The organism is Xanthomonas sp. NCPPB 1132, from assembly GCF_056629235.1.
This window is the reverse complement of record NZ_CM152819.1, coordinates 190001-212309: the sequence shown is the minus strand read 5'-3', so window position 1 is coordinate 212309 and position 22309 is coordinate 190001. Positions and strand designations below refer to the sequence as shown.

General features: G+C 59.2%; 14 protein-coding genes and 2 rRNA genes (1 of these 16 only partly in view). 3 read left to right on the top strand and 13 right to left on the bottom strand.

Going from position 1 to position 22309, the window contains the following annotated elements; translation table 11 throughout:
* Nucleotides 1-30: 30 nt before the first annotated feature.
* Nucleotides 31-1785 (top strand): wall associated protein, encoded by a 1755-nt coding sequence (locus AC1G9L_RS00930; protein ID WP_481070016.1) that lies wholly within the window; start codon nucleotides 31-33, stop codon nucleotides 1783-1785.
* A gap of 934 nt (nucleotides 1786-2719) precedes the next feature.
* Here the strand turns inward: AC1G9L_RS00930 and AC1G9L_RS00925 are convergent.
* From AC1G9L_RS00925 to AC1G9L_RS00895, 7 genes are all read right to left on the bottom strand, one after another.
* On the bottom strand, nucleotides 2720-3013 hold the full coding sequence (locus AC1G9L_RS00925; RefSeq protein ID WP_481070014.1) for an immunity 53 family protein: 294 nt from the start codon (nucleotides 3011-3013) through the stop codon (nucleotides 2720-2722).
* Nucleotides 3010-3942, bottom strand: a complete 933-nt coding sequence (locus AC1G9L_RS00920) for an RHS repeat-associated core domain-containing protein (RefSeq protein WP_481070012.1) — start codon at nucleotides 3940-3942, stop codon at nucleotides 3010-3012. The genes AC1G9L_RS00925 and AC1G9L_RS00920 overlap by 4 nt, the downstream gene beginning before the upstream one ends.
* A gap of 517 nt (nucleotides 3943-4459) precedes the next feature.
* Nucleotides 4460-4777, bottom strand: a complete 318-nt coding sequence (locus AC1G9L_RS00915) for a hypothetical protein (protein ID WP_019799116.1) — start codon at nucleotides 4775-4777, stop codon at nucleotides 4460-4462.
* Nucleotides 4778-4840: 63 nt separating this feature from the next.
* Nucleotides 4841-7363 carry an RHS repeat domain-containing protein gene (locus AC1G9L_RS00910; protein ID WP_481070010.1) on the bottom strand — a complete coding sequence of 841 codons (2523 nt, stop codon included), beginning with the start codon at nucleotides 7361-7363 and terminating at the stop codon, nucleotides 4841-4843.
* Nucleotides 7364-7370: 7 nt separating this feature from the next.
* Complete coding sequence (locus AC1G9L_RS00905) at nucleotides 7371-9221, bottom strand: hypothetical protein (protein WP_481070009.1); 1851 nt, start codon at nucleotides 9219-9221, stop codon at nucleotides 7371-7373.
* 214 nt (nucleotides 9222-9435) lie between these two features.
* Nucleotides 9436-13278, bottom strand: coding sequence for a translocation/assembly module TamB domain-containing protein (locus AC1G9L_RS00900; protein ID WP_481070007.1), 3843 nt, complete (start codon nucleotides 13276-13278; stop codon nucleotides 9436-9438).
* The gene (locus AC1G9L_RS00895; protein ID WP_019800493.1) at nucleotides 13275-15056 is read right to left on the bottom strand and encodes a BamA/TamA family outer membrane protein; all 1782 of its coding nucleotides are present in this window, start codon (nucleotides 15054-15056) and stop codon (nucleotides 13275-13277) included. The genes AC1G9L_RS00900 and AC1G9L_RS00895 overlap by 4 nt, the downstream gene beginning before the upstream one ends.
* A 216-nt stretch (nucleotides 15057-15272) precedes the next feature.
* Here AC1G9L_RS00895 and AC1G9L_RS00890 point away from each other — a divergent pair, with 216 nt between their 5' ends.
* Entirely contained in the window at nucleotides 15273-15809 is a 537-nt protein-coding gene (locus tag AC1G9L_RS00890) for a GNAT family N-acetyltransferase (protein WP_481070006.1), read from the top strand.
* Nucleotides 15810-15811: 2 nt separating this feature from the next.
* Nucleotides 15812-16354: a DinB family protein gene (locus AC1G9L_RS00885; RefSeq protein WP_019800495.1), complete on the top strand. Its 543-nt coding sequence runs from the start codon at nucleotides 15812-15814 to the stop codon at nucleotides 16352-16354.
* Between the two features lie 222 nt (nucleotides 16355-16576).
* Here the strand turns inward: AC1G9L_RS00885 and AC1G9L_RS00880 are convergent, their stop codons facing one another.
* From AC1G9L_RS00880 to AC1G9L_RS00855, 6 genes are all read right to left on the bottom strand, one after another.
* Nucleotides 16577-17227 carry a DUF480 domain-containing protein gene (locus tag AC1G9L_RS00880; protein WP_019800496.1) on the bottom strand — a complete coding sequence of 217 codons (651 nt, stop codon included), beginning with the start codon at nucleotides 17225-17227 and terminating at the stop codon, nucleotides 16577-16579.
* Between the two features lie 307 nt (nucleotides 17228-17534).
* The gene (locus tag AC1G9L_RS00875) at nucleotides 17535-17975 is read right to left on the bottom strand and encodes a DUF2247 family protein (RefSeq protein ID WP_481070004.1); all 441 of its coding nucleotides are present in this window, start codon (nucleotides 17973-17975) and stop codon (nucleotides 17535-17537) included.
* Nucleotides 17976-18006: 31 nt separating this feature from the next.
* Nucleotides 18007-18552 (bottom strand): hypothetical protein, encoded by a 546-nt coding sequence (locus AC1G9L_RS00870; protein ID WP_481070003.1) that lies wholly within the window; start codon nucleotides 18550-18552, stop codon nucleotides 18007-18009.
* Between the two features lie 70 nt (nucleotides 18553-18622).
* A protein-coding gene (locus AC1G9L_RS00865; protein WP_481069175.1) for an IS3 family transposase occupies nucleotides 18623-19728 on the bottom strand; the annotation gives its coding sequence in 2 pieces (ribosomal slippage) (nucleotides 18623-19470 and nucleotides 19470-19728; 1107 coding nt in all).
* Nucleotides 19729-19926: 198 nt separating this feature from the next.
* Nucleotides 19927-20041: ribosomal RNA gene (gene rrf / locus AC1G9L_RS00860) — 5S ribosomal RNA — on the bottom strand.
* Nucleotides 20042-20195: 154 nt separating this feature from the next.
* Nucleotides 20196-22309: ribosomal RNA gene (locus tag AC1G9L_RS00855) — 23S ribosomal RNA — on the bottom strand; it runs 766 nt beyond the window's last position.

Genomic DNA, 22309 nt, shown 5'->3' with positions numbered 1-22309 from the left:
AGTTCCAAATGGGGGGATACTGTGAAGTACATGGCATTGATGATTTTATTTTTCTCAACATCTGCAAGTGCCCAGTACGTTAGCACTGAAAAGACCTACGACGAAAGACTTAGAAAAGCCAACTCCGTCTCTGCGCTGAATAATGATCTTTTTGGAGACAGCATTAATCTAAAGGACGGCACAGTTCATTTTTCGCAAACCGATGTATCTCTGCCGACAAATGGCAACCTACGCCTCGACTTCACAAGACATACGCCTCGCCAGAAACAAGGGCTGGATCGAGATGCAGCGCCACTAGGAGCCGGCTGGGAGATCGATATTCCTTACATGATGGGGACTTACGATACACGTACGGGATGGGATGCACGAGGCAGTTTTGCGCGCTGTAGTAGCCCGGTGCTCTCACCTTCAGAACGAGTCGGCCCGTCCCCGGACTATAATACTCGTGTCATGTCCTCCGAAATGTATTGGAGCGGCATATTTATCAACGCTCCCGGTGTTGGATACGAAGGCTTGTTGAAGCTGGTTTCTGGCCAACCCGTACCTCAAGATGGCGCCAGCTACATTGGGGCAGCAAATGGTTTTTGGCGCGTAAGCTGTATGTCCAGTATCCGAAATGGCGCAGGCGAGGGATTTGTAGTCCGCACACCTAATGGAAATAAGTATTATTTCGACTGGATGGCAACCCGAAATGCAGCCGATGTACTGGTCTCTGAGTACTACCGAGACGCAAATGGTGATGGCACAAGTGCCGCGATGACACTTGTGCCAACCAAGGATGTCTTTCTATTTGCAAGCAAAGTAGAAGACAGATTTGGTAATTATATAAGTTACAACTTCGACCCGCAAAATCCGAATAGACTTACGTCCATGGTGTCCAGCGATGGGGCGCGTATTGATGTCTCGTATGACGGTGCTGGAAAAGTTTCTGAAGTTCGCAGCGGCGCATCGGTGTGGCGTTATACATACATTGATACTTACTATGGCAAGAAACTTTCCGATGTTACATTGCCGGACCAATCGCACTGGAGCTTTCCTGTGAATAATGCCGTGAATTACGGCGTAATGTCATGGTACATGGTTCCTCCCACGCTTCCTGCTAGCTTCTATATGAATAGTTGCGCGCAATCAGCTAAAGGCTTTCGCTCTCAAGATCCTGCTGATAGCGCCTATGTGAATGTGATAACTATGCGTCACCCAAGTGGCGCGCAAGGCGAATTCACGATACGAAGCTTGGTTCACGGCTCCGACAATACCCCCGGCGGCTGCGGCTTGTTCGGCTCCAGTTCCAGTGATTTTTGGTTTGGTTCCTATGGCGTTCCAAACGCCTACCTTGCGCGCTCCATCATCGCTAAGAAGATCAGCGGCCCCGGCATCAATGAATTAAACTGGAGCTATAGCTATCAGCCTAGGTGGTCGTTTGACAGTGGATGTAGCTCTGGCTGTGCTTCTGTTACTACAGTCCAGCAGCCTGACGGGTCATCCATCGAGTATATATTCGGCAACTCCTACACACAAGATTTCGGTGACCTCCTCTCCGAGAAAATAAGTCGCGACGGATTAATTATTCAACAGACTAGCTATTTGAAAGATGATAGTACTTCGACTCCATATCCAGCCACCTATGGTAGCTTGATCGCGCCTAAGGGCAACCCGCTTAGTACTAGACTCCGCCCCATAAAAGAACTGCGACTGCAAAGAGATGGCACCACTTATTTAAGACGCGTTAATTCTTTCGATCAAATGGCCCGGCCAAGTATGGAGACAAAATCTAGCATCCCATAGAGGTACATCGCCTTGGGTAGCGATCGCGTTCAGAAGTTCAGCCTTAATCGTACGAGTTCCGTCCTTGCTGGGCATAGGGCGCGCGCCGCACCTCCCGCTGCTTTTTCTGCTTACACCTCTTTACCAAGGCATCGCCAGGTTCGATGACGGCCGGCGCATGCTGCAGCGATAATCCAGTTTTCGTTGAGGGCCTTGTAGGATAAGTTGCCATTAAAGGACAGCCACGTCTGCACACCGCGTTCGTATGTCCAGCTACCCATCCCCTGCCGCGGAATTTTCTGCCATTGTCGTTGCGGTTCACGTTTAGAAATGCCGCATTGAGCGAAAGGCGACTAAGGACCCATGTGAAAACATCGCCTAAAATTGCGAGTTTGACCTTTTTGACGACCGCTTAGTTTAGGGCGTTGTCGACGATGATCTGACCCCTGTTCACCCCAACTACGCCGCGCAGTCGAAGACAAAGTGCATGGCAGACCTCGTTGGCCACCACCGGTCGCAGCAAGGATGTACGGCTCGCCGACCAGCGTCTTCTTACGCTTACGCCTCAACGCCGTGCTGCACTCATGCAGTTCAATTTGAGGAACGGAAGCGGTGCGTAGCGCAGGTACTGCCGTTCACGCGTACGACTGCTGCTCGCCCTAGCGCTAGGATACTGCATCACTCCACGACGGACCGGTGTAGCCATCACTTATTTGCGATGCACCTTTGATCGCTCTTTCTCAAGGACCTGCTCCACCAGAAGCTTTTTCAACAGGCGATTTTCGGCCTCCATCTCCTTCAAGCGATCTGGCATCCCAGCACGCTCATCACCCCCAAAATTCCTACTCCACAGGAGTAGGAGTTCTCATTCAAATCATGCTTGCGAAAAAGCCGTCGCTATCATGCTGGCCATCTTATAAAGACGACAAAGCCAAGCCCATCTTCCACTTAACTTTTATCGACCCTCTGCTATTCGCAGGAAAACATCTACCATTTCCGCCAAATTCAATGCCCCTCCGCAGGACACAAACTTATCCCCCGTGACTTCATATTGAATCCAATCAGTCTCACTTCGCTCAATAATGCTCCTCTGCATGATAACCCCCTCAAGCTCAGTATCGGAGATATCTATTCTCAAAATCCAGCCAGGATTATCCAGCGTCTTTATTTCCACGCCATAAGTATGCTCCCAGTCTTCATCGCACTGAGATAAATACCATTTTTGCAATTTTTCAAATTGCTCGTTCATCGTTGCCTCGGAAGATCTTCTGGTTCCGCCGGCCTAACATTTCTGCTCCCGCCTTCACTTACGTGCGGCGTAGGAACTACGGTACCATCGGAATTTCTGTGTTCACCACCTGTCACATCCACACGCTTCACCTGCTGAAATCCTGAAGGATTTTTCGGATTAACTTCATATGTCGCCGTATTCGTTATTTTACCATTAGCATCACGTTTCAATACTGAGTGCGCGCCGCCCGCATTTGGATCCGGCTTAAGCTTGTTCTTTGCTCTTCCAGTAAGAGCCCCACCTACAACTGCTTTTAAAACAATTCCTGCTATTGCTGAGTTTGAATAATCTCCCTTGTCTATAAAATCACCGACTGCTTTCCCTGTTTCTGCGCCGGCTGGTGCAGCTTTTCCACCTCCCGCCGTGGTTGTAGCTGCGCGCTCCCCGTCTTCCCAAACTTTTAACCTTTCAGGGTCGTTACGAAGCATGTAACCAACAGCTGCTCCGTAAGATCTTTCAGCCGCAACACTATCCTGTCTCCCATCTGGGTCAATGAACTTGTAGGGGTTATTGCCGGCATACTTATATCGATTGAAATTAGAACCAAAAATGGATTCTGTGGCAACTGAATCACCACTGATAAATCTTCCAATGCTTTGATCATAGTATCGCTGCTGCATGTAGACAAGGCCGGTCGCCGCATCCACGACATGCCCCGTATAGCCTGGTCCATCCGGAACAGGGCGATTCAATAAAGTGCCATATGGCTCATACTCACTACGCTCGACAACGTTGCGATCCTTGTCCGTCACCAACACAGGCGATCCCAAACCGTCCGTGTGGATGTAGCGGATCGTCTGCGCCGAAGCGCCAAACGCAAAAAGCAATGTAAGGGCGGCTGCAGCCATCAGGCGCAGTGCCGCACGAATTCCTTGGAAATTTGACATCACTCGTCCTTACGAGTTGGAATCATAGATGCGCGATGTAGAGTCGACTTTTCTAGTAAAAGTCAGACCGACAATGCTTCCCCTATTAGCACTACACAGTGCAGTACAAACCATATTCTCTGTTCGCGTAAGATGCGCGTGCTACTTAAGGTAGACCTCGACGATGGCACAATCCTTAGTCTGCACATCGATCTTTCGCTCGTTGATCAATGCCGTCATGAATGTCGCAAGCAATGCCTTGCCGCCCGGCTGATCCTCCTAAAATTGTAAGACGGGATTTCCTGGTGCGGCAGCCTTGCACTCCGCAGGTATGGAGGACAACCAGATGAAGTGGCTCGCATTGGCTTGGTAGTTGCCCAGTTGCACGACCTCGACGTTCTGCATCCATTCGTTTGCCGATGCTTGTCCGCTCAAAAAAGCAAAATTTGCCAACACACTCCATCTAGCGCTCATAATTCGACTTCTCTTTTTGTAATGAGTGGTGCTTTCCGAATATTGGTCTTGCTTGCATGCAAGCTCACTCAACCATGTAGATGAACTTCCCCGTACACGACGTGTCGTTGTCGTCCATGATCAAGGTCACGCGTTTCCCACTGACGAATGCTGACATCAGCATCGCGTAGATCGCCTTGTTGTTCTCTTGATCCTTTGCCCAATAAACCGGCTTTCCGGCGGGGCACGTGGCATTTCCCTCGCTCAGGAGAAAAGGGATCTGGGTAGGCATGTAGGTGGCCTCGATCTGCGTCACCTTGCCCGTGATGATTTGCAAGGCTCTCGCCGAATAGCTGTAAGACATCAAGAACAGCGCACATCCCAACATCAAGATCAAACGCATAAAAGTTCCCTATTAGAAATTAAAGATTAGATTGCGGATGCCGTTCTTCCGGCACCGCAACCTTCAACTGTTCAGCAGCAACTGATACAGCAGCGGCACGATGTCGACAGCAGGCCGCTGATCGTGCGTTACGTTAGAAGCCGCGGTGCAGTTACCGTCTGCCGTGCATGCAGTCACGCGGTACGAGTAGGTGCCTGCCGGCCTGGCCAACGAGGTCCAGTTGCCCTGGCCACCGTCGTACACAGAGGTCCAGGTAACTCCGTCTACGCTCTCTTCCACAACATAGCGTGTGGCGCCGGAGACCGGGTTCCAGTTCACGTAGTCCTTGACCGAGAGCGTCTGTCCCAACGGCCAGTCGGCTTCTGCAACCAAGCTGCCGCCCAGCAGGATGTAGTCGGTTGACTTGGACTGGCGCTGGTTCTTCTGGAAACGCAGCGCCCCGGACTGGTCATACAGCGAGCCGATGTTGCCCGCGCTCTGCAGCGCCAAGGTACGTCGGCCGTTACCGTCGTAGCGATACGTCTCCTTGCCGCTCGCCTGGCGCAGGCGGTTGCCGTAGTCGAATACGAAGGCCTGACCGTTCTTGTTGCTGAGGTTGCCTTGCGGGTCGTAGCTCATGCCGATGACCGTGCTGCCGCCGCAGCCGCCGGTCTTGACGTTGGTGAGCTGCCAGTTGACGTCATAGCAGTAGTAGTGATCCCGACCCGGGGCCACGACGTGGGTCAGGTTGTCCAGAATGTCGTAGCTATAGGTCGCGACGCTGAACATCGGGGACTCGGCCCTGACCAAGCGATCCAGACCGTCGTAGGTCATGTTGCGATTGCCACGACCGCCCCGCCCGGTGGCGCCGTCGCTGATGCTGGCCACGTTGCCGTTGACGTCGTACTTATAGCTATCGCTGAGGAAGGCGACGCCGTTGTAGGCATCCTGGCTGGTCTCGGGCAGTTGGCGCGCGTTCTGCGTCAAGGTATGTACAATCCCGTTGCCGTAAGTGAACTGCTTGATCGCGCCGTTTGGGTAGTAGCTCACACCGGTGGCGTAGCTGCCGGCCTGGGTCGGCTGGCCTAGAGCATTAGGCGCGTAGTCCACTGTCTGTCCGGACGGATAGCGATGCGCCGCCAAATGGCCATCAGCGTTGTAGCCGTAGCCGATCGCCCAGGTTTCGCCATCGGCCTGGCCCTGGCTCTCGGCGATCAGTAGGCGGCGCTTGTTGTAAGCGTAGCTGTTGTAGGTGGCGATCCCGTTGTTAAGCGTGGTGATCTGCTTGACCGCGCCATCGGGCCAGTAGCTCCAGGACTGGTTGCCATTGCCGTCCGGGAAGCTAAGCGCCTTGATCCGGTTGCGCACGTCATAGCTGCGATCGACTCGGCGGCCGGAGGCAAACGCAGCATCCGCGTCGCAAGACGTGCTGTTGGGCAGCGAGAGGCCAGACGCACTCCATACAAGATTGCCCGCAGCATCGTAGCCGTTGGCGGTAGCGCCAGTTTCCGGTTCCACCGTCTTGCACAGCTGCTGATAGCCATCGTAGACATAGCTGCGGGTCAACGAGACAGTGCCATTGGCGTCGCGGCGGCGGATGGACAAAGGCTTGCCGAAGATGTCGCGGTTGATGTCGGTGTAAGCGCCTTCCGGATGCTGGATCCAGATCGGTGCGCTGTAATCGGGCTTGTCGAAGACCTGGTAGCCAGTTACCGTCTGGTTGCCACGCGGATCGGTGACACGCGTCTGATTGCCCTGCAAATACTCCGTCAACGTTGTGAGCAACTGCTGTTCCGAATCCTGCGACACCGACACAACGCGCCCCAATGCGTCGTAGGTCGTCCATTTACCGGTGGTCAGGTTATCCGTCACTCCGGCGTAGGAAGCGAAGATCTGCCTGCCATCCTGGTCGTAAGCGAAGCGTTGGAACCGCTGTGTCGCGCCTGCACCGGCATCGTATTCGAGCGTGACGATCGGTCGCCAGAGCGCGTCGAAGTAGGTCTCCTTGCGCGCATTGCCCGTCGATACAGTCTGCTTCCAGTGGCCGGGGGCAAGGCCGTACTCCGTTGCATTGACTTGTGAGAACGACAATGCGGTGGCGTTCCATGCCACATTGTCGCCAGAAGGGTAAGCGATGTTCGTGAGCCGCCCGACCGCATCGTAGTCGTAGGTCGTGACGTTACCGAGTTGATCGGCCACCGACCGAATCCAGCCATTGTCGTCGACCGAGGCCGAAATCCTCGTCCCATCGGCGAATGTGATGGTTTGCGGAACGCCGCGCTTCCAGCCGGACATTGAGGTGACATTGCCGTTCCCGTCCTTCACCGACGCCAATGTGCCATCTGCGTTGTAACCCGAAGTACTGACCAACTTGCCAAAGCGATACTCCTGGATGGGCAATGACGATGCCGGATCATAGGTGTACTTGACCTCCACGATGGAGGTTTGGACATCGGTGACATCAGCAACCTGGCCCAATACCCACGACGATAGATTGTCGTAGTACGTCGTCTTTTCCTGCTTGCTCGCGGCGCATGCGAATCCACATGCACCAACTGTCAGCACGATGAAGGTAGAAATTGCTCGCATAAGCGCCCCTGAGAACATCCTTGACCTACTGGAAATAGCTGTTGACCGCCGTCGGGCGCATGAATTGATCGAAGCAGTAACCACTATCGCAGTCGGATCTAACTTCCCACACATAGGTGCTGCCGTCCTGCACGATCGTTTTCCTGATCAGCGGATGCATCTGGCCAGTAAAAGGTCCTGCCCAGCCCTGACTGTCCACGGAGTACCCGCCCCCTTCGTGTTTGGGATACTTCTGCGACGAACTGGTTGGGGCATACTCGTACGATACGGAACCAGCGACAACACCGTCCTTGATCGTTTCTTCGCGCTGCAACTGGCCGTAATTGATCTTCCTATCGGTACCGTAGTAATAGCGATGGATCCTACCTGACGGATCGGTGACAGACGTTACTGATGTATATGGCGCCTGCCAACCTGGGCTATAGTTGTATGTCCACTCTTGTGTGCTGGTAGTCGAAGAGGACAGAGACTTTTTGTACAGGGAAGCGATTTGGTAAGCGCTAGATTCGCTTATATAAAGATAGAAGTTAACGATGCCGTAAGGCCCCTCCTGCTTAGGCTGGAGAGTACATTCGTAGGGGTCGTCCTGCGTCTGCCTCGTACCGTGGATCAACTTTCTAACCCAGTATTTTGCAACTAGTCCAGAGGGATGCTTGATTTGTATCCACGCGTCCTCACCAGCTCCCGGAGCTGTTTCTGAATATTTTGTTCCGAGATTAAGCTTGCAATGCCCCCACAGTTCATTGGTATTTGCTGTAAGCACATGTTTGAAATCAGACTCATAGTCGAACGCCCAAGAGCTTCCGTCCGGCAGAGCTAACGAGCGCAGCCTATTGGCCGACCCATAAGCATCATAACCATAGATCCAGCTTCGTCCATTCAAAGATACGGAGGCAATCTGGCCCGAGTCGTTGTAATTCAAACTTATACTCGGCCCCTCGCTGGCTCGAATGGCAGTCAGTCTTGAAGGAATGGAAGGGTTATAATCATAATAAACCGCGTTCCCAAATCGATCCTCGGCCTTAGTGGCAAATAGCAAATATTCATTGCGCGGAACCGAAACATAGATCTGACAGTGTTGGGTGGAAGGAACATCTGGCATATTATTCAAAGCCAAGGTACTTGCCACAACCGAACCGTTATCATGGGGGCAGTTGGTTTCAAGCAAATACGTGGTTGGCCTACTCACCATCCAATCAAACGTCAATCTTGTTCCGTCCGGCAGAAGCACCACGAAACCTTCACCCGTACCATTTTTAATGCTGGGCGTACAAGTGGCGCGCCAGTTGGACCTTGAAACTTTCTTATAGGCGTTGCCGTCATTTGGCATCGCATGGCCGAAAGGTGTTCTCAGAAACTCCGCACCGCGCCCAGGTATATTGGCATAAACACCCGTGTAGTAATATTCCGAACTGTATGAGACCATGCTGAAAGGCGTAACGCCCTGTACTGGAGGCGCCGCATCGCCCTTGCTGCAGCGGTTCCCACTCCCATCCACACCAAGCCAACCGGTGCGTGCATCAGCTACTACTTTCAGGTAAGGGACATCCAGATCCCACATCAACCCGAATGGTGAACCACCCCGATATGTATTTCGGCCCTGCTGATCAGGTGTTTGATCTTGAATGCTCAGCGTTCTTCCTATCGACATGGGAAGGCCGCTATTCAATTCCACGGACACGTCGACTTGCCGGAAAGACAGCGCTCCGTCAAGCATCGAGACCTGCTCTCCAAAGGCATCCGGGCCTAGCGGCGCAATGTCCATGCTGGTTTTTACCGATCTGTTGTATTGATCGATAACCGATTGCGCGTGCGCAATCGAAAACGCGCAAAGCGTCGCGCCGACCAGCGCGGCCTGACAGAGCAACTTGTTCAAAACTCCCCCTGTGGCGCGAGCGCCGCCTATGTTGCGGCATGACCAGCGACTTGTGGTCACATCGAACAGGCGGCACGCCGCGTAACGCGTTGACTGAAAAAGAAAATTAGCACCGCAGCCGACCAGACATGCAGGACGGCGGCGTTTTTTAGCGCTTCACTTTCCTAAACCAGCTAGACGGTTGTCAAGGGGATTTTTGTGACCATTGCGGTCCCTACTTCTCCTTCCGCCAATTCACCGACCCACGGTTCTCCACCGTGCTCGATTCCACTTCGGCATCGAAACCCCTGCCAAGCAGATATTTCAGCGTCAGCACCGAACCACTGCCGATCAATGACACGCCGTAGCTGACGTAGAGTTTCGGCGAGAGGTACTTGCCGAAGCCCACCACCGAGCCGCCGAGGGCGCGGGACTGGCTGACGCCGGCGTCGTCGAAGCCGAGCTTGGCGCCGAGTTGGGAGGCGAGCAGGCCGCTGCCGGCCGACAGGGCGCTGGCCGCGGCGGTGACCTGGTCGGCTTCGGCGCTGCTGGTGTTGCTGAGGCTGCGGCCCAGTACCAGGTAGGACATCGCCTCGGATTGCGACATCGACGGGTCGGACCACACATCCGCATGCGGGGCGGTGGCGCGGCCAGTGACGTCGATGCCGGCGGTGACGTCGGCGACCTGGCGCTGCGCGCGGATGTTGATGCGCGGGTCGGAGACGATGTTGTTGCTCCAGGTGAGCTGACCGCGGGTGATGGTCAGGTCCTGCCCGTACGCCTTGTACTTGCCGCTGACGTCCAGCCCGCCGGTGGCGGTCATCTCGCGGCCCGGCCGCGAGCGCACCTGCATGGCGCCGGTCAGGGCGCCCTTGAGGCCGAAGCCCGCCATCTTGACCTGGTCGCCCAGTGTCACGCGCAGGTCCATCTCCAGCGGCGAACTCGGCGCGGCCTCGGGATCGGCCGGGTCCAGCACCACCACGTCCTCGGACAGCGAGGTGCCGCGGTCTAGCCGTTCCAGGTCGATGTCGGCCGACGGCACGGTGACCTGCCCGCTGAGCATCATGGTGTTGTTGGCGATGCCGAACTGCAGGTCGGGATTGGCCACCGCGCGCAACTCGGCGGTGTTGGACACCAGCACGTTGGTGCCGCGGATGTTCAACTGCAGCGGTGTGCGGTCGCCGTACCAGGACAGGCCGCCATCGACGTTGAGCGTACCCTCGCCGGACTTGACCGAGGCGACGATGCGCGCGGAGCCGTCCGGCTGCGCGTCGAAGCGGCCCTTGCCTTCGCTCAGGGTCAGGCCCAGCGCCGGCAGTTCGCCGGTGAAGTTGCTCAGCGTGGCGTCGCCGCCCATCGCCGGCTGCGAGCGGGTGCCGCGCAGGCTGACGTGGCCTTCGACCAGGCCCTTGGGCCGGACCAGGTCGGGCGAGAACAGCTCCAGCCAGTACAGCCGCGCCATGTTCATGTAGATCTCGCCGGTCAGCGGCGCGTACGCATCCCAGCCGGTGTCGACGGTGGCATCGACGAAGCCGTCGCCCTGGAAGCCGATGCCGAGCTTGGAGTGGATGTGCTGGGCGCTGAAGTCGGTGACGAAACTGAACTGGTCGTAGCGCAGCAGTTCGCCGCGGGCGTTGTCGCCCAGGCGCAGGCCGCCTTCGCGCGAGGCCAGGCGCAGCGAACCCTGCCAAGCGTTGCCGGCCGGCTTGAAGCTGCCGTCGATGGACAGGTCGCCGCGCAGGTACATCTTGCGGCCGTTGCTCGGCGGCAGCCATGGCTGCACCAGCGCCAACGGCAGGGCGTCGCCGCGCAGGGTCAGGCCCTGCTTCGGCCAGTCGGCGGACACGCACAAGGCGCCGCCGCTGCCCGGGGCCAGGCAGCTCTCGGACAGGCTGAAAGCACTGCCAGCCACGCTGAAATTGGCCGCCTGCCGCAGTTGCCACGGCTCGCCCTTGGCCGGGGCGATACGCAGCGTGTTCAAGGCGCCCTGCCAACGCGCGCCATCGCGGCGCACCTGACCGGCCAGCGCCAATGCGCCCATGTCGTTCTCGGTTTTGGCATCGAGTTGCAGGTTCTCGACCGCGCCGCGCGCATCCACGCTCAAGGTTTGCAGCAACACGCCGGCATTGATCGCGCTGCCGCGCAGGGCCAGTTCGCCGCCGTTGCCGCGCCAGGGCAGGCGCCCGCGCAGGCTGAGGCTGTCGGCGCTATAGCCGTCCCACTTCAGGCCGCTGCCGGAGAGGTCGGCGGTGAGATCGGGCGCGTCGCGGCGGCCCTTGACCTGCACGCTGCCGCGCAGGCTGCCGGCGCCGCCGGGCAGCAGGTCGGCCAGTTGCAGCGGCTGCAGCTGCGCGTCGATGTCGAGCTGGTCGCCGACCTTGCCCTGCGCCTGCAGGCGGCTGTCGCCCAGGCTCAGTTGCAACTTGCCTTCGCCCTGGCTGCCCCGCAGGGCGAGCTTGGCGTTGGCGTCGAGCGGGCGGCTGCGCAGGCGTCCGTTCAAGCGCGGGATGTCGAGCGTGGCCTGGTAGCCGGCGGCACTGCCGTCCGGCCGCGCCGGCAACTGCTTGCCCTGCGAGGCGAAGGTGCCGGACAGCTTGCCGTCCCAGCCCGGTGCGAAATAGCCGGGGTCGAAGCCGGCCAGCGTCCCTTGCACGTCCCAGTTCAACTCCGGCACCCAGGCCACGTGGCCGCCCAGGTCGAGCGTGCCGCTGGGCATGCTCGCGCGCACCTGCTTCAACTGCGCCTGGCGATCGTCGCCGCGCACGTCCAACTGCAGGTTGGCGCTGTCCTTGCCGCGGGCGACGGTGGCCTCGCCGTAGGTGGCCCATTGCTTGATCGTGCCGGCCACGCCCAGGTTGGCCTCGACCAGCTTGATCGGCACCGCCGGCGCGTCCGGGGTGGACGGATCCGGCGCGGTGGTGAAGCTCATGCCGCTGGCGTTGACCGCAAAGCGCAGCTGCGCATTGTCCGGGTCGCGCAGATCGGCGGTGCCGCGCAGGCGCAGTTGCCCGTCGAACGCGCGCAGCTGCAGCGGCGCGACGGTGAGCACCTGGTTGTCCAGGCTCAGGTGCGAGGGATCGAGCACCAGCTTCTGCCCGTCGCGCGACAGTTCGCCCTGCAGATCGGCGTTGCCGCCCTTGCCCTTGGCATGCAGGTCGAAGGCCAGCGGCACCGCCGCCGGCGCGTCGTCGGCCGGCGGCACCAGCAGCGATGGATCCAGCGCCTTGCTGCTGGCGGCGAATTCCCACACCGGGTCGGTGCGGCCGGTGAACACCAGCGTGGCACGCAGCGGCGCCGGCGCGTTGCCGGCAATGGCCACTTCCATCTTGTCCAGGTCGCCGCGCGCGACCAGGCCCAGGCGCGCCGGGGTGCGCCCGCGTGCGGCCGGCAGCAAGGCGCTGGCGGTGAGGTCGGCCTTGTAGTCCTGGCCCGGCAGGTAATCGCCATTGATACGGAAATCGCCGCGGTCGCTATTCACCACCACCTGGGTGGCGCGGAACTCGCCATTGGCCACTTCCACGCCGCCGCGCAGCGTGCGGATGTCGATCATCGGCTGCTGCGCCTGGGTGATGCGCAGGCCGTCGATGGCGATGCGGTCGGCCTGCAGCGCCAGCGGCACTTCGATCTGCGGCAGCGACTGCGGCCAGCGCGGCAGTTCGAACGGTTCGTCGCTCTTGGCCAGGTTGAGCGTGGCGTTGGTCAGCTCCAGCGCGTCCAGTTGCAACTTGCGCCCGAGCAGCGGGCGGATGTCCGGATCCAGGTAGGCGCGCTCGGCGGTGAAGTGGATCTCGTTGTAGCGGAAATCCAGGTTGTGCAGGATCAGCGGACCGGCCAGCGGTCCTTCGGCGCGCTCCCAGGTGAGCGTGGAGCCGGCCGGCAGCCGCGCCACCACCTGCGCCAGCAGCACGTCGCGCCCGGCCACGGTCTGCAGCAGCCAGTACAGCGCGATCACCGCCAGCAGCACCAGGCCGGCCACGGTCAGTGCCGAGCCCCACCAGAAGCGCTTGCGCCGATAAAAACGCGGGCGCCGCGGTGGCGGCGGCGTGGCGGGCGACGTCGGCTCCAGCGGCGCGCTCACAGATTGGCTCCGATGTTGAGATAGAGCTGGAACTGCGAGTCGGGATCGTTCAAGCCATGCGCGATGTCCACCCGCACCGGGCCGACCGGCGAGCGCCAGCGCAGGCCGAAGCCGACGCCGGTATGCCAGTCCGGCGTGTCGTCGAAGGCGCTGCCGCTGTCGACGAACACCGCGCCGCCCCACGGACCGCCCTTGAAGTAATGCTCGTACTCGGCGCTGCCGGTGAGCACGTGCTTGGCGCCGAGCGCGAAGCGGTCCGGCCGCGCCGTGCGCGGGCCGACCTCGCGGAAGGCATAGCCGCGGATGCTGTTGTCGCCGCCAGCGAAGAAACGCAGGCTCGGCGGCATCGCCACCAATGCGTCGGTCCAGGTGCTGCCGGCTTCGCCGCGCAGGATCAGGCGGTCGTTGTCGCCGATGCCGTGGAACCAGTTCACCCGCATGTGCGCCTGCACGAAGCTGGCGTCGGACCCCACACCCTCGGCGCCGCCGCGCAGGCTGATGTTGCCGCTGAAGCCCTTGCGCGGGAACACCTTGTCGTCGACGCCGACGTAGTCGGCTTCGATCTGCGGATAGAACAGCGTGGAAGTCTGGTACAGCGCGCCGTCGAACACCTCGTCGGTGGCGTAGCGCCAGCGTTCGCGCAGCGCGTTGATCGAGGCGATCGCGGTCCAGTGCTCGTTGATCTGGCCGCTGCGGCTGCCGGTGAGCTTGACGTTGCGCAGGTCGATGTAATCGGTCTGCTCGTCGTAGACGCGCAGCGAGGTGGTGTACCAGCCGTCGAGCCAGCGGAACGCCGGGATCCGGTAGCTGGTGATGAAACTCTTGCGCTTCTGCGCGTAGTCCATCTGCGTGCTGAGCTTGTGCCCGCGCGCATTGACGTAGCGGCGGTCCACGCCCAGGCGCACACCGGCGCCGCTCTCGCTGCCGTAGCTGAGGCCGGCGGTGTAGATGCTGCGCTTGGCGCGGGTGAGGTTGACGTCCACCGGCACGTCGCCGTTGGCGTCGGCTTCTTCCGGCTTGGGCTGGATGTCGATCACGCTGAAGTAGTCGAGCTTGACCAGCGACTCGCGCAGGCGGTCGAGCTTGCCCTCGTGGTAGTAGCTGCCTTCCTTCCAGTACACCAGCGGATCGAACAGCTTCTGGTTGAAGTAGTCCTGGTGGAAGCGGATGGGGCCCATGTTGTAGCGGCGGCCGCTGTCCCAGCTCAGGTCGATGTCGGCGGCGTGGTCGGCGCGGGTCACCTCGACTTTGCGCTGGGTGAAGTCGGCATCGAAGTAACCGCGCTCGGCCAAGCGCCGGGTGATGGTGACCTTGCTGGTCTCGTAGACGCTGCTGACGAAGACGTCGCCCTGGCGCGGCCGGAAGTTCTCCAGGTCCTCGCCCAGGTAGCGGTCGTCCTCGGCCGGGCCGGTGATGCCCACATGAAAGTTGCGCACCCGCACCGGCTCGCCCTTGTCCACGTGCACCACCACGGTCAGCTTGTCGTCCTGGCGTGGCGCTTCGACGGTGATCTTGGGAGTGAAGTAGCCGAACGGCTCCAGCGCCTGCCGGGTCTGGCTTTCGGCCTGGCTCAGCAGATACTCCAGGCGCGACTCGCCCTGGTCCTTGCCGATGGCGTCGTACAGCGACAGCGAGACCTGGATGTTCTCGATCATCGCCGCGTCCTCGTCCTTGTTCAGGCCCTGGATCTGCACCTTTTCGATGACGCCACGGGCCTCGGCAAGGCCGGCCAGGGAGAGCAGGGACAGGACGGTGGCGAGACGGGGGATGGGTCGCATGGGCGTCAGAATACCGGCACCCCATGTGAAGCTGTTAACTAGACGTTTGTCATGTGTGACCGGGATGTCGGGCATGGCGGCCTTTGCGCAGGGATTTCGCGCCTCCCGGACCTAGCGCATCGACGCGTCTACCCCACGAAACGCGGGTCCGCCGGCGCCGCTTGCCAAGCCGTTGCGGCGGCGGCACGCTGACGCCCCGACCCGCAGGAGCGCCGCATGTCCACTGTGATCGCCACCGCGCGCCTGGTGCTGCGCCGGCTGGACCCCGCGCGCGACGCCACGCCGATGCTGGCCCTGCTCAACGACCCCGGCTTCCTGGCGCACATCGGCGACCGCGGCGTGCGCGACGAAGCACAGGCCAGCCGCTATCTCGCCGATGGCTCGGTGCGCAGCTATGCCGAGCACGGCTTCGGCCTGTATGCGGTGGAGCGCCGCGACGACGGCGCCTGGCTTGGCGTGGCCGGACTGGTGCTGCGGCCGACCCTGCCCGCGCCCGATCTGGGCTATGCCCTGCTGCAGCCCTACGCGGGCCAGGGCTACGCCACCGAAGCGGCGCGCGCCGTGCTGGAGTACGCGCGGACCGTGCTGGCGCTGCCGCGCGTCTACGCGATCGTGGCCCCGGGCAATGCGCGCTCGCTGCGGCTGCTCGCCGCGCTGGGCTTCCTCGCCCAGGGGCGCGTGCGCCTGAGTCCGGAGGCGGCCGAGGTCGAACTCCATCTGTGCGAACCGCACGCGCCCCAGGAGCGCACCTGAGCATGGACACCTTGCACACACTGCAGCTGTTCGCCGACTACAGCCACTGGATGAACCAGCGTCTCTACGCCGCGGCCGCGACCCTGCCGGACGCTACGATCGCCGAGCCGCGCGGCGCCTTCTTCGGATCGCTGTTGGGCACGCTCAACCACCTGGTGGTGGCCGACACGATCTGGCTGCAGCGCTTCGCCCAGCATCCGGCACGCCACCCGGCGCTGCAGGCCATCGCCGCCACGCCAGTCCCAGCCGCCCTGGACATGCCGCAGGCCGACTGTCTGGCGGACCTGCGGACGCAGCGCGAGGCGCTGGATGCAACGATCGCCGCCTGGATGACGGAACTGCAGCCCGACGATCTCGATGTGGCGCTGCGCTATCGCAATACCCGTGGCGAATCGCACAGCCGGCGCTTCGGCGACCTGCTGCTGCACTTCTTCAACCACCAGACGCACCATCGCGGCCAGGCCACCACCTTGCTCAGCCAGGCGGGTGTGGATGTCGGCGTGACCGATATGCTGGCGGTGATTCCACAGATGGAGATGGGGTGATCTTGCGATCGCGGGGCGCTGCGCTCGATGAGCGACTTGGCGTATTCCAGGTGAATTAGCAATGCGCCTTTGTCGTGACGTAGCGAGATCTGTCGTAGCGATTGTAGGAGCGGCTTCAGCCGCGACAGGCATCCCCTGTAGAGCACATCGCGGCTGAAGCCGCTCCTACACGTGATCCTCCGTGTTTACAGCAGGCTCTCTCCAGAGGACACCCGCAGCGCGTCACTCGGCGCCGCGCTGCGCCTGCAACTGCGCCACGATCTCGCGCAACTCCGCTACCTCGGCCTCCAGCGCCTGCACCCGGCCTTCCAGTTCGTCGTTCCCCGACGCCGCTGGCCGCGCCTTGAACGTCGCCGCGAGCGCCTCCGCATCCACCGGACCGGTGAGCAGATGCATGTAGCGATCCTCGCGCTGCCCGCTGGCACGCGGCAACTGCAACGCCAACTGGCGCTGCGCCAGCCGTTCCAACTGATGGCGGACGTCGTCCGCATCGGCAAAGCGCGCCATGCGCTCGGCACGCGTCAGCAACTCATTGACGGTCTGCGGACCACGTAGCAACAGCAGGCCGAGCAAGGCCACCTGCTGCTGGGTCAGATCCAGCGCCGACGCCAACCGGTGCTCGTAGCGTTCGGCCCGTGAAGAGAACTGCTGCCGCACCAGGCCGCGCCCCTCCAGTTGCCTCAGCGCATGCTGGACATCGCCCGGACTCAACGCCATCACCGGCTCGCGCGAGGTCTTTTGATTGGCCGCCACCACCGTCGCATTGACCGTGAGCGGATACGCATCCGGCGTGGTCGCTTCTTTCTCGATCAGGCAGCCGAGGGCGCGGGCTTCGATGGTGGAGAGAACGGGGATGGTGGGGGTGTCGGTCATCGTGTGGACTGCTTGCTGGTCAGGGTTGAAGCATACTGCTTGACAGTCTCGGCTCTGTAGGCTGACGCAACACAAATCATGGTGCCTTGCCCTTACCATGCCGACGGCGAGCACGTGCTGAAGAATACCGAGTGATGCACGTGAGCTTGGTTCTTTCTTGGCGGGCTCGTCGGCGGCGGTACGGCTGTAGATAAACTCTTACCTCACATCGAGGTCGTGATTAGCGATCAGGTTGCCATGAATCTTCGAGATGATGTACACCGTTCGATTTAGGCATCGAGTGAATTCCAAAAGACTTAAATTAAAATTAATTTATTATACTATTTTTAATGCAAAGTTTTTTAGAAAGCTCCGCTATCACTCGCATCATTGCGGCTAGCGGATCTCCTCTTCCGTCTCCATAAATACTACATTCAGCCATATCTTCCGGATAATAGAAATCCGCGTAGACTTCCTGAAGCAGCCGTATCTTCTCATTATCATCAGAATTCAAATTCGATATACAAACCAAGAAAGCAAGCCTCCATTTTTCCTGTTCAACAAACTCTTCAAATGGGCCAGCGTTTTTATTTAACGCGCTGAAGAAATCCTCCTCCGAAGCCTCATCCACTACCAACATAGATATTGCCTTCTCATCATGAGATTTTCTCAAAATATAATTACAGTAATCAATTACATCATCCTTACCGATCCAGCCTCTCTTTTTCCCAACAACCAAAGTCCCCCAGTCCACAAGGCCTAAAGACATCAGCACACCTAAAGCTCGATTCATAAATTTACTACTTTCCTCTGCTGGGCGTCTGATTAGGATAGCCTGTAACTTTCCCACCAGGGATAAATCGCCTATGCGTCACTCCATGACTGTCAACAATCCATTCGAAGACACCGTTCACGCCTCTACTGGATCCTTCCAATTGTCTCAACTCCGCGGTTCCTAGTATTACACCTTTAGGCCCCCTGACTGGTATGCTAAATACAGATGCATCATCTGCATAGTTATCAATAAAATCACTGAAGCCGTGTTGTCCATCATCCAATTTGTTGGCGCTACCAATGCGGGGATTTTCCAACACTCGGTTATTTACTCGCACAGGGTGATTGATCATGCCATCGCCCCATATTGCATCCGGCAACAAGTTGTTTGGCGTTCCCAATCCAAGGCGTGCGGTATCATCTACCACTGCATCTACTGGCTCGAGATTTTTTATCGGCAGAGTCCCTGCTGATCTACCCAAACTGGGAACCGCACCAGATGGAACAAATCCAATTAGGGAATAGAGCGCTTCTGCATAAGGCGTGGGCAGCCCTGTTTTGCTGAGTAGCATTCCACCTAACGTGGACGTCGCTTCACCCGTTGCCGCCGCGACGTCCCCCCGCTTTCAGTAGCGGGGCTCTTTAGAGTCCGGGTTTCATCGTAGCGGCTTTGGCTGCTAGCTGTTGGGCATAGGCGGCCGGGGGCAGGCCGCCCAAGATCTTCTTCGGTCGCTCCTCGTTGTATTCCCGTCGCCAGGTCTCGATCTCGGTGCGGGCGTGCAGCAGCGTCGGGAACCAGTGCTCGTTGAGGCATTCGTCGCGCAGGCGGCCGTTGAAGCTCTCGATGTAGGCGTTCTGGTTCGGCTTGCCTGGCTGGATCAAGCGCAGCTGCACACCGCGCTCGTGGGCCCACGTCACCATCGTCTTGCCGCAGAACTCCTTGCCGTTGTCGGTGCGGATCACCTGCGGCAGACCCCGTGTCAGCGCCAGCCGATCCAGCACCCGGGCCACGCCGTGACCAGAGATGGCCCGCTCCACCTCGATCGCCACTGCCTCGTGCGTGGCATCGTCGACGATGGTCAGGGCCTTGAGCACCCGGCCCTCGGCGGTGCGGTCGAACACGAAGTCCATCGACCAGACCTGGTTGGCGGCTTCAGGCCGAAGCAACGGCTGGCGCTCGCCCAGCAGCACCTTCTTCCGCTTGCGCCGGCGCACCTGCAACCTGGCCTCCTGATACAGCCGTTCCACCCGCTTGTAGTTCACCGGCCACTGCTCCTGCCGCAGTTTCAGATAGATCATCCCGACGCCGTAGCGCTTGTGCCGCTGCGCCAGCGCCAGGATCCGCTCGCGCAGCTCGACGTTGCGATCCGGACGCGGGACGTAGCGCAGCGCGCTGGCGCTCATCCGCACCACGGCCAGAGCCCGTCGCTCCGTGAGCCCGCGCTCCATCAGCTGCCGCACCAGCATCCTGCGCGCCGGTGCGGTCACCACTTTTTTCGCAGGGCATCCTTGATGACGTCGTTCTCGAACAGCTGCTCGGCCAGCAGCTTCTTCAGCCGCGTGTTCTCCGCCTCCAGCTCCTTGAGCCGCTTGGCCTCCGGCACGCTCATGCCGCCGAACTTGCTGCGCCACAGGTAGTAGGACGCCTCGCTGAACCCGTGCCGCCGGCACAGGTCCTTCACCGCCACGCCGGCTTCGGCCTCACGCAGAAAGCCGATGATCTGCTCTTCGGAAAAGCGCTTCTTCACGTCCAATCTCCGTCTCGTTGGGGATTGGACTCCAAATCGCCGTGCTACTCAAAACTGGGGGGACGTCGGCGGGAGAGGGGTTGGGGTGAGGGTACGGCGCGCAGCCCCCGGGTAGCATGTCGCCGCTGGGTCGGGTTGGTTTTTTCCGCACGCAATAAAAAAATCCCCGTCCTTTCGGACGGGGATTTGGGGTAAAGCCCCTGGCGATGACCTACTCTCGCATGGCTTGAGCCACACTACCATCGGCGCAGCTGCGTTTCACTTCCGAGTTCGGGATGGGATCGGGTGGTTCCACAGCGCTAATTTCACCAGGGAGACGGTTGGAGTGTCGCCGCGTGCGTGTACTCGGTTGTTGGACCGAGGACGGCAGGGCGCCAGCCTCTCATAGGGTGTGATGTAGCGAGCGAGTGAGAGCGATCGACGTGTGTCGCGCTAAGGGATGCTTCGAGGAAGCATCTTGAGGTTATATGGTCAAGCCGCACGGATCATTAGTATCAGTTAGCTCAATGCATTGCTGCACTTACACACCTGACCTATCAACCACGTAGTCTACATGGTTCCTTTAGGGGACTTGTGTCCCGGGAGATCTCATCTTGAGGCGCGCTTCCCGCTTAGATGCTTTCAGCGGTTATCGCTTCCGAACATAGCTACCCGGCAATGCCACTGGCGTGACAACCGGAACACCAGAGGTTCGTCCACTCCGGTCCTCTCGTACTAGGAGCAGCCCCTCTCAAATCTCCAACGCCCATGGCAGATAGGGACCGAACTGTCTCACGACGTTCTGAACCCAGCTCGCGTACCACTTTAAATGGCGAACAGCCATACCCTTGGGACCGACTACAGCCCCAGGATGTGATGAGCCGACATCGAGGTGCCAAACACCGCCGTCGATATGAACTCTTGGGCGGTATCAGCCTGTTATCCCCGGAGTACCTTTTATCCGTTGAGCGATGGCCCTTCCATACAGAACCACCGGATCACTAAGACCTACTTTCGTACCTGCTTGATCCGTCGATCTTGCAGTCAAGCACGCTTATGCCTTTGCACACAGTGCGCGATGTCCGACCGCGCTGAGCGTACCTTCGTGCTCCTCCGTTACTCTTTAGGAGGAGACCGCCCCAGTCAAACTACCCACCATACACGGTCCCCGATCCGGATTACGGACCTAGGTTAGAACGTCAAGCACGACAGGGTGGTATTTCAAGGATGGCTCCACTGCAGCTAGCGCCACAGTTTCATAGCCTCCCACCTATCCTACACAGACGAACTCAACGTTCAGTGTAAAGCTATAGTAAAGGTTCACGGGGTCTTTCCGTCTTGCCACGGGAACGCTGCATCTTCACAGCGATTTCAATTTCACTGAGTCTCGGGTGGAGACAGCGCCGCTGTCGTTACGCCATTCGTGCAGGTCGGAACTTACCCGACAAGGAATTTCGCTACCTTAGGACCGTTATAGTTACGGCCGCCGTTTACTGGGGCTTCGATCAAGAGCTTCGCCTTGCGGCTGACCCCATCAATTAACCTTCCAGCACCGGGCAGGCGTCACACCCTATACGTCCACTTTCGTGTTTGCAGAGTGCTGTGTTTTTGATAAACAGTCGCAGCGGCCTGGTTTCTGCGACCCTCTTCAGCTATAGCTCGCACGAGCCACCAAAAAGGGTGCACCTTCTCCCGAAGTTACGGTGCCATGTTGCCTAGTTCCTTCACCCGAGTTCTCTCAAGCGCCTGAGAATTCTCATCCTACCCACCTGTGTCGGTTTACGGTACGGTCTGCGTAAGCTGAAGCTTAGGAGCTTTTCCTGGAAGCGTGGTATCAGTGACTTCGTCTAAAAGACTCGTCTCGGTGCTCGGTCTTAAAGGATCCCGGATTTGCCAAAGATCCAAACCTACCGCCTTTCCCCGGGACAACCAACGCCCGGTACACCTAACCTTCTCCGTCCCTCCATCGCACTTACGCGAGGTGCAGGAATATTAACCTGCTTCCCATCGACTACGGCTTTCGCCCTCGCCTTAGGGGCCGACTCACCCTGCGCCGATTAACGTTGCGCAAGGAAACCTTGGGCTTTCGGCGTGCGGGTTTTTCACCCGCATTGTCGTTACTCATGTCAGCATTCGCACTTCCGATACCTCCAGCAGACTTCTCAATCCACCTTCGCAGGCTTACGGAACGCTCCTCTACCGCGCATCGCTTATCGCGATGCACCCCAAGCTTCGGTTCACTGCTTAGCCCCGTTAAATCTTCCGCGCAGACCGACTCGACCAGTGAGCTATTACGCTTTCTTTAAAGGGTGGCTGCTTCTAAGCCAACCTCCTGGCTGTCTATGCCTTTCCACATCGTTTTCCACTTAGCAGTGAATTTGGGACCTTAGCTGTGGGTCTGGGTTGTTTCCCTTTTCACGACGGACGTTAGCACCCGCCGTGTGTCTCCCATACAGTCCGTCTCGGTATTCGGAGTTTGCAATGGTTTGGTAAGTCGCGATGACCCCCTAGCCATAACAGTGCTCTACCCCCGAGAGGATACATATGAGGCGCTACCTAAATAGCTTTCGAGGAGAACCAGCTATCTCCGGGTTCGATTAGC

What these genes read in the sequence shown, in the direction of transcription:
- AC1G9L_RS00930 (WP_481070016.1), top strand. Translation starts at nt 31, where the DNA reads ATGGCATTGATGATTTTATTTTTCTCAACATCTGCAAGTGCCCAGTAC.
- AC1G9L_RS00925 (WP_481070014.1), bottom strand. Translation starts at nt 3,013, where the DNA reads ATGAACGAGCAATTTGAAAAATTGCAAAAATGGTATTTATCTCAGTGC.
- AC1G9L_RS00920 (WP_481070012.1), bottom strand. Translation starts at nt 3,942, where the DNA reads ATGTCAAATTTCCAAGGAATTCGTGCGGCACTGCGCCTGATGGCTGCA.
- AC1G9L_RS00915 (WP_019799116.1), bottom strand. Translation starts at nt 4,777, where the DNA reads ATGCGTTTGATCTTGATGTTGGGATGTGCGCTGTTCTTGATGTCTTAC.
- AC1G9L_RS00910 (WP_481070010.1), bottom strand. Translation starts at nt 7,363, where the DNA reads ATGTTCTCAGGGGCGCTTATGCGAGCAATTTCTACCTTCATCGTGCTG.
- AC1G9L_RS00895 (WP_019800493.1), bottom strand. Translation starts at nt 15,056, where the DNA reads ATGCGACCCATCCCCCGTCTCGCCACCGTCCTGTCCCTGCTCTCCCTG.
- AC1G9L_RS00890 (WP_481070006.1), top strand. Translation starts at nt 15,273, where the DNA reads ATGTCCACTGTGATCGCCACCGCGCGCCTGGTGCTGCGCCGGCTGGAC.
- AC1G9L_RS00885 (WP_019800495.1), top strand. Translation starts at nt 15,812, where the DNA reads ATGGACACCTTGCACACACTGCAGCTGTTCGCCGACTACAGCCACTGG.
- AC1G9L_RS00880 (WP_019800496.1), bottom strand. Translation starts at nt 17,227, where the DNA reads ATGACCGACACCCCCACCATCCCCGTTCTCTCCACCATCGAAGCCCGC.
- AC1G9L_RS00875 (WP_481070004.1), bottom strand. Translation starts at nt 17,975, where the DNA reads ATGTCTTTAGGCCTTGTGGACTGGGGGACTTTGGTTGTTGGGAAAAAG.
- AC1G9L_RS00870 (WP_481070003.1), bottom strand. Translation starts at nt 18,552, where the DNA reads ATGCTACTCAGCAAAACAGGGCTGCCCACGCCTTATGCAGAAGCGCTC.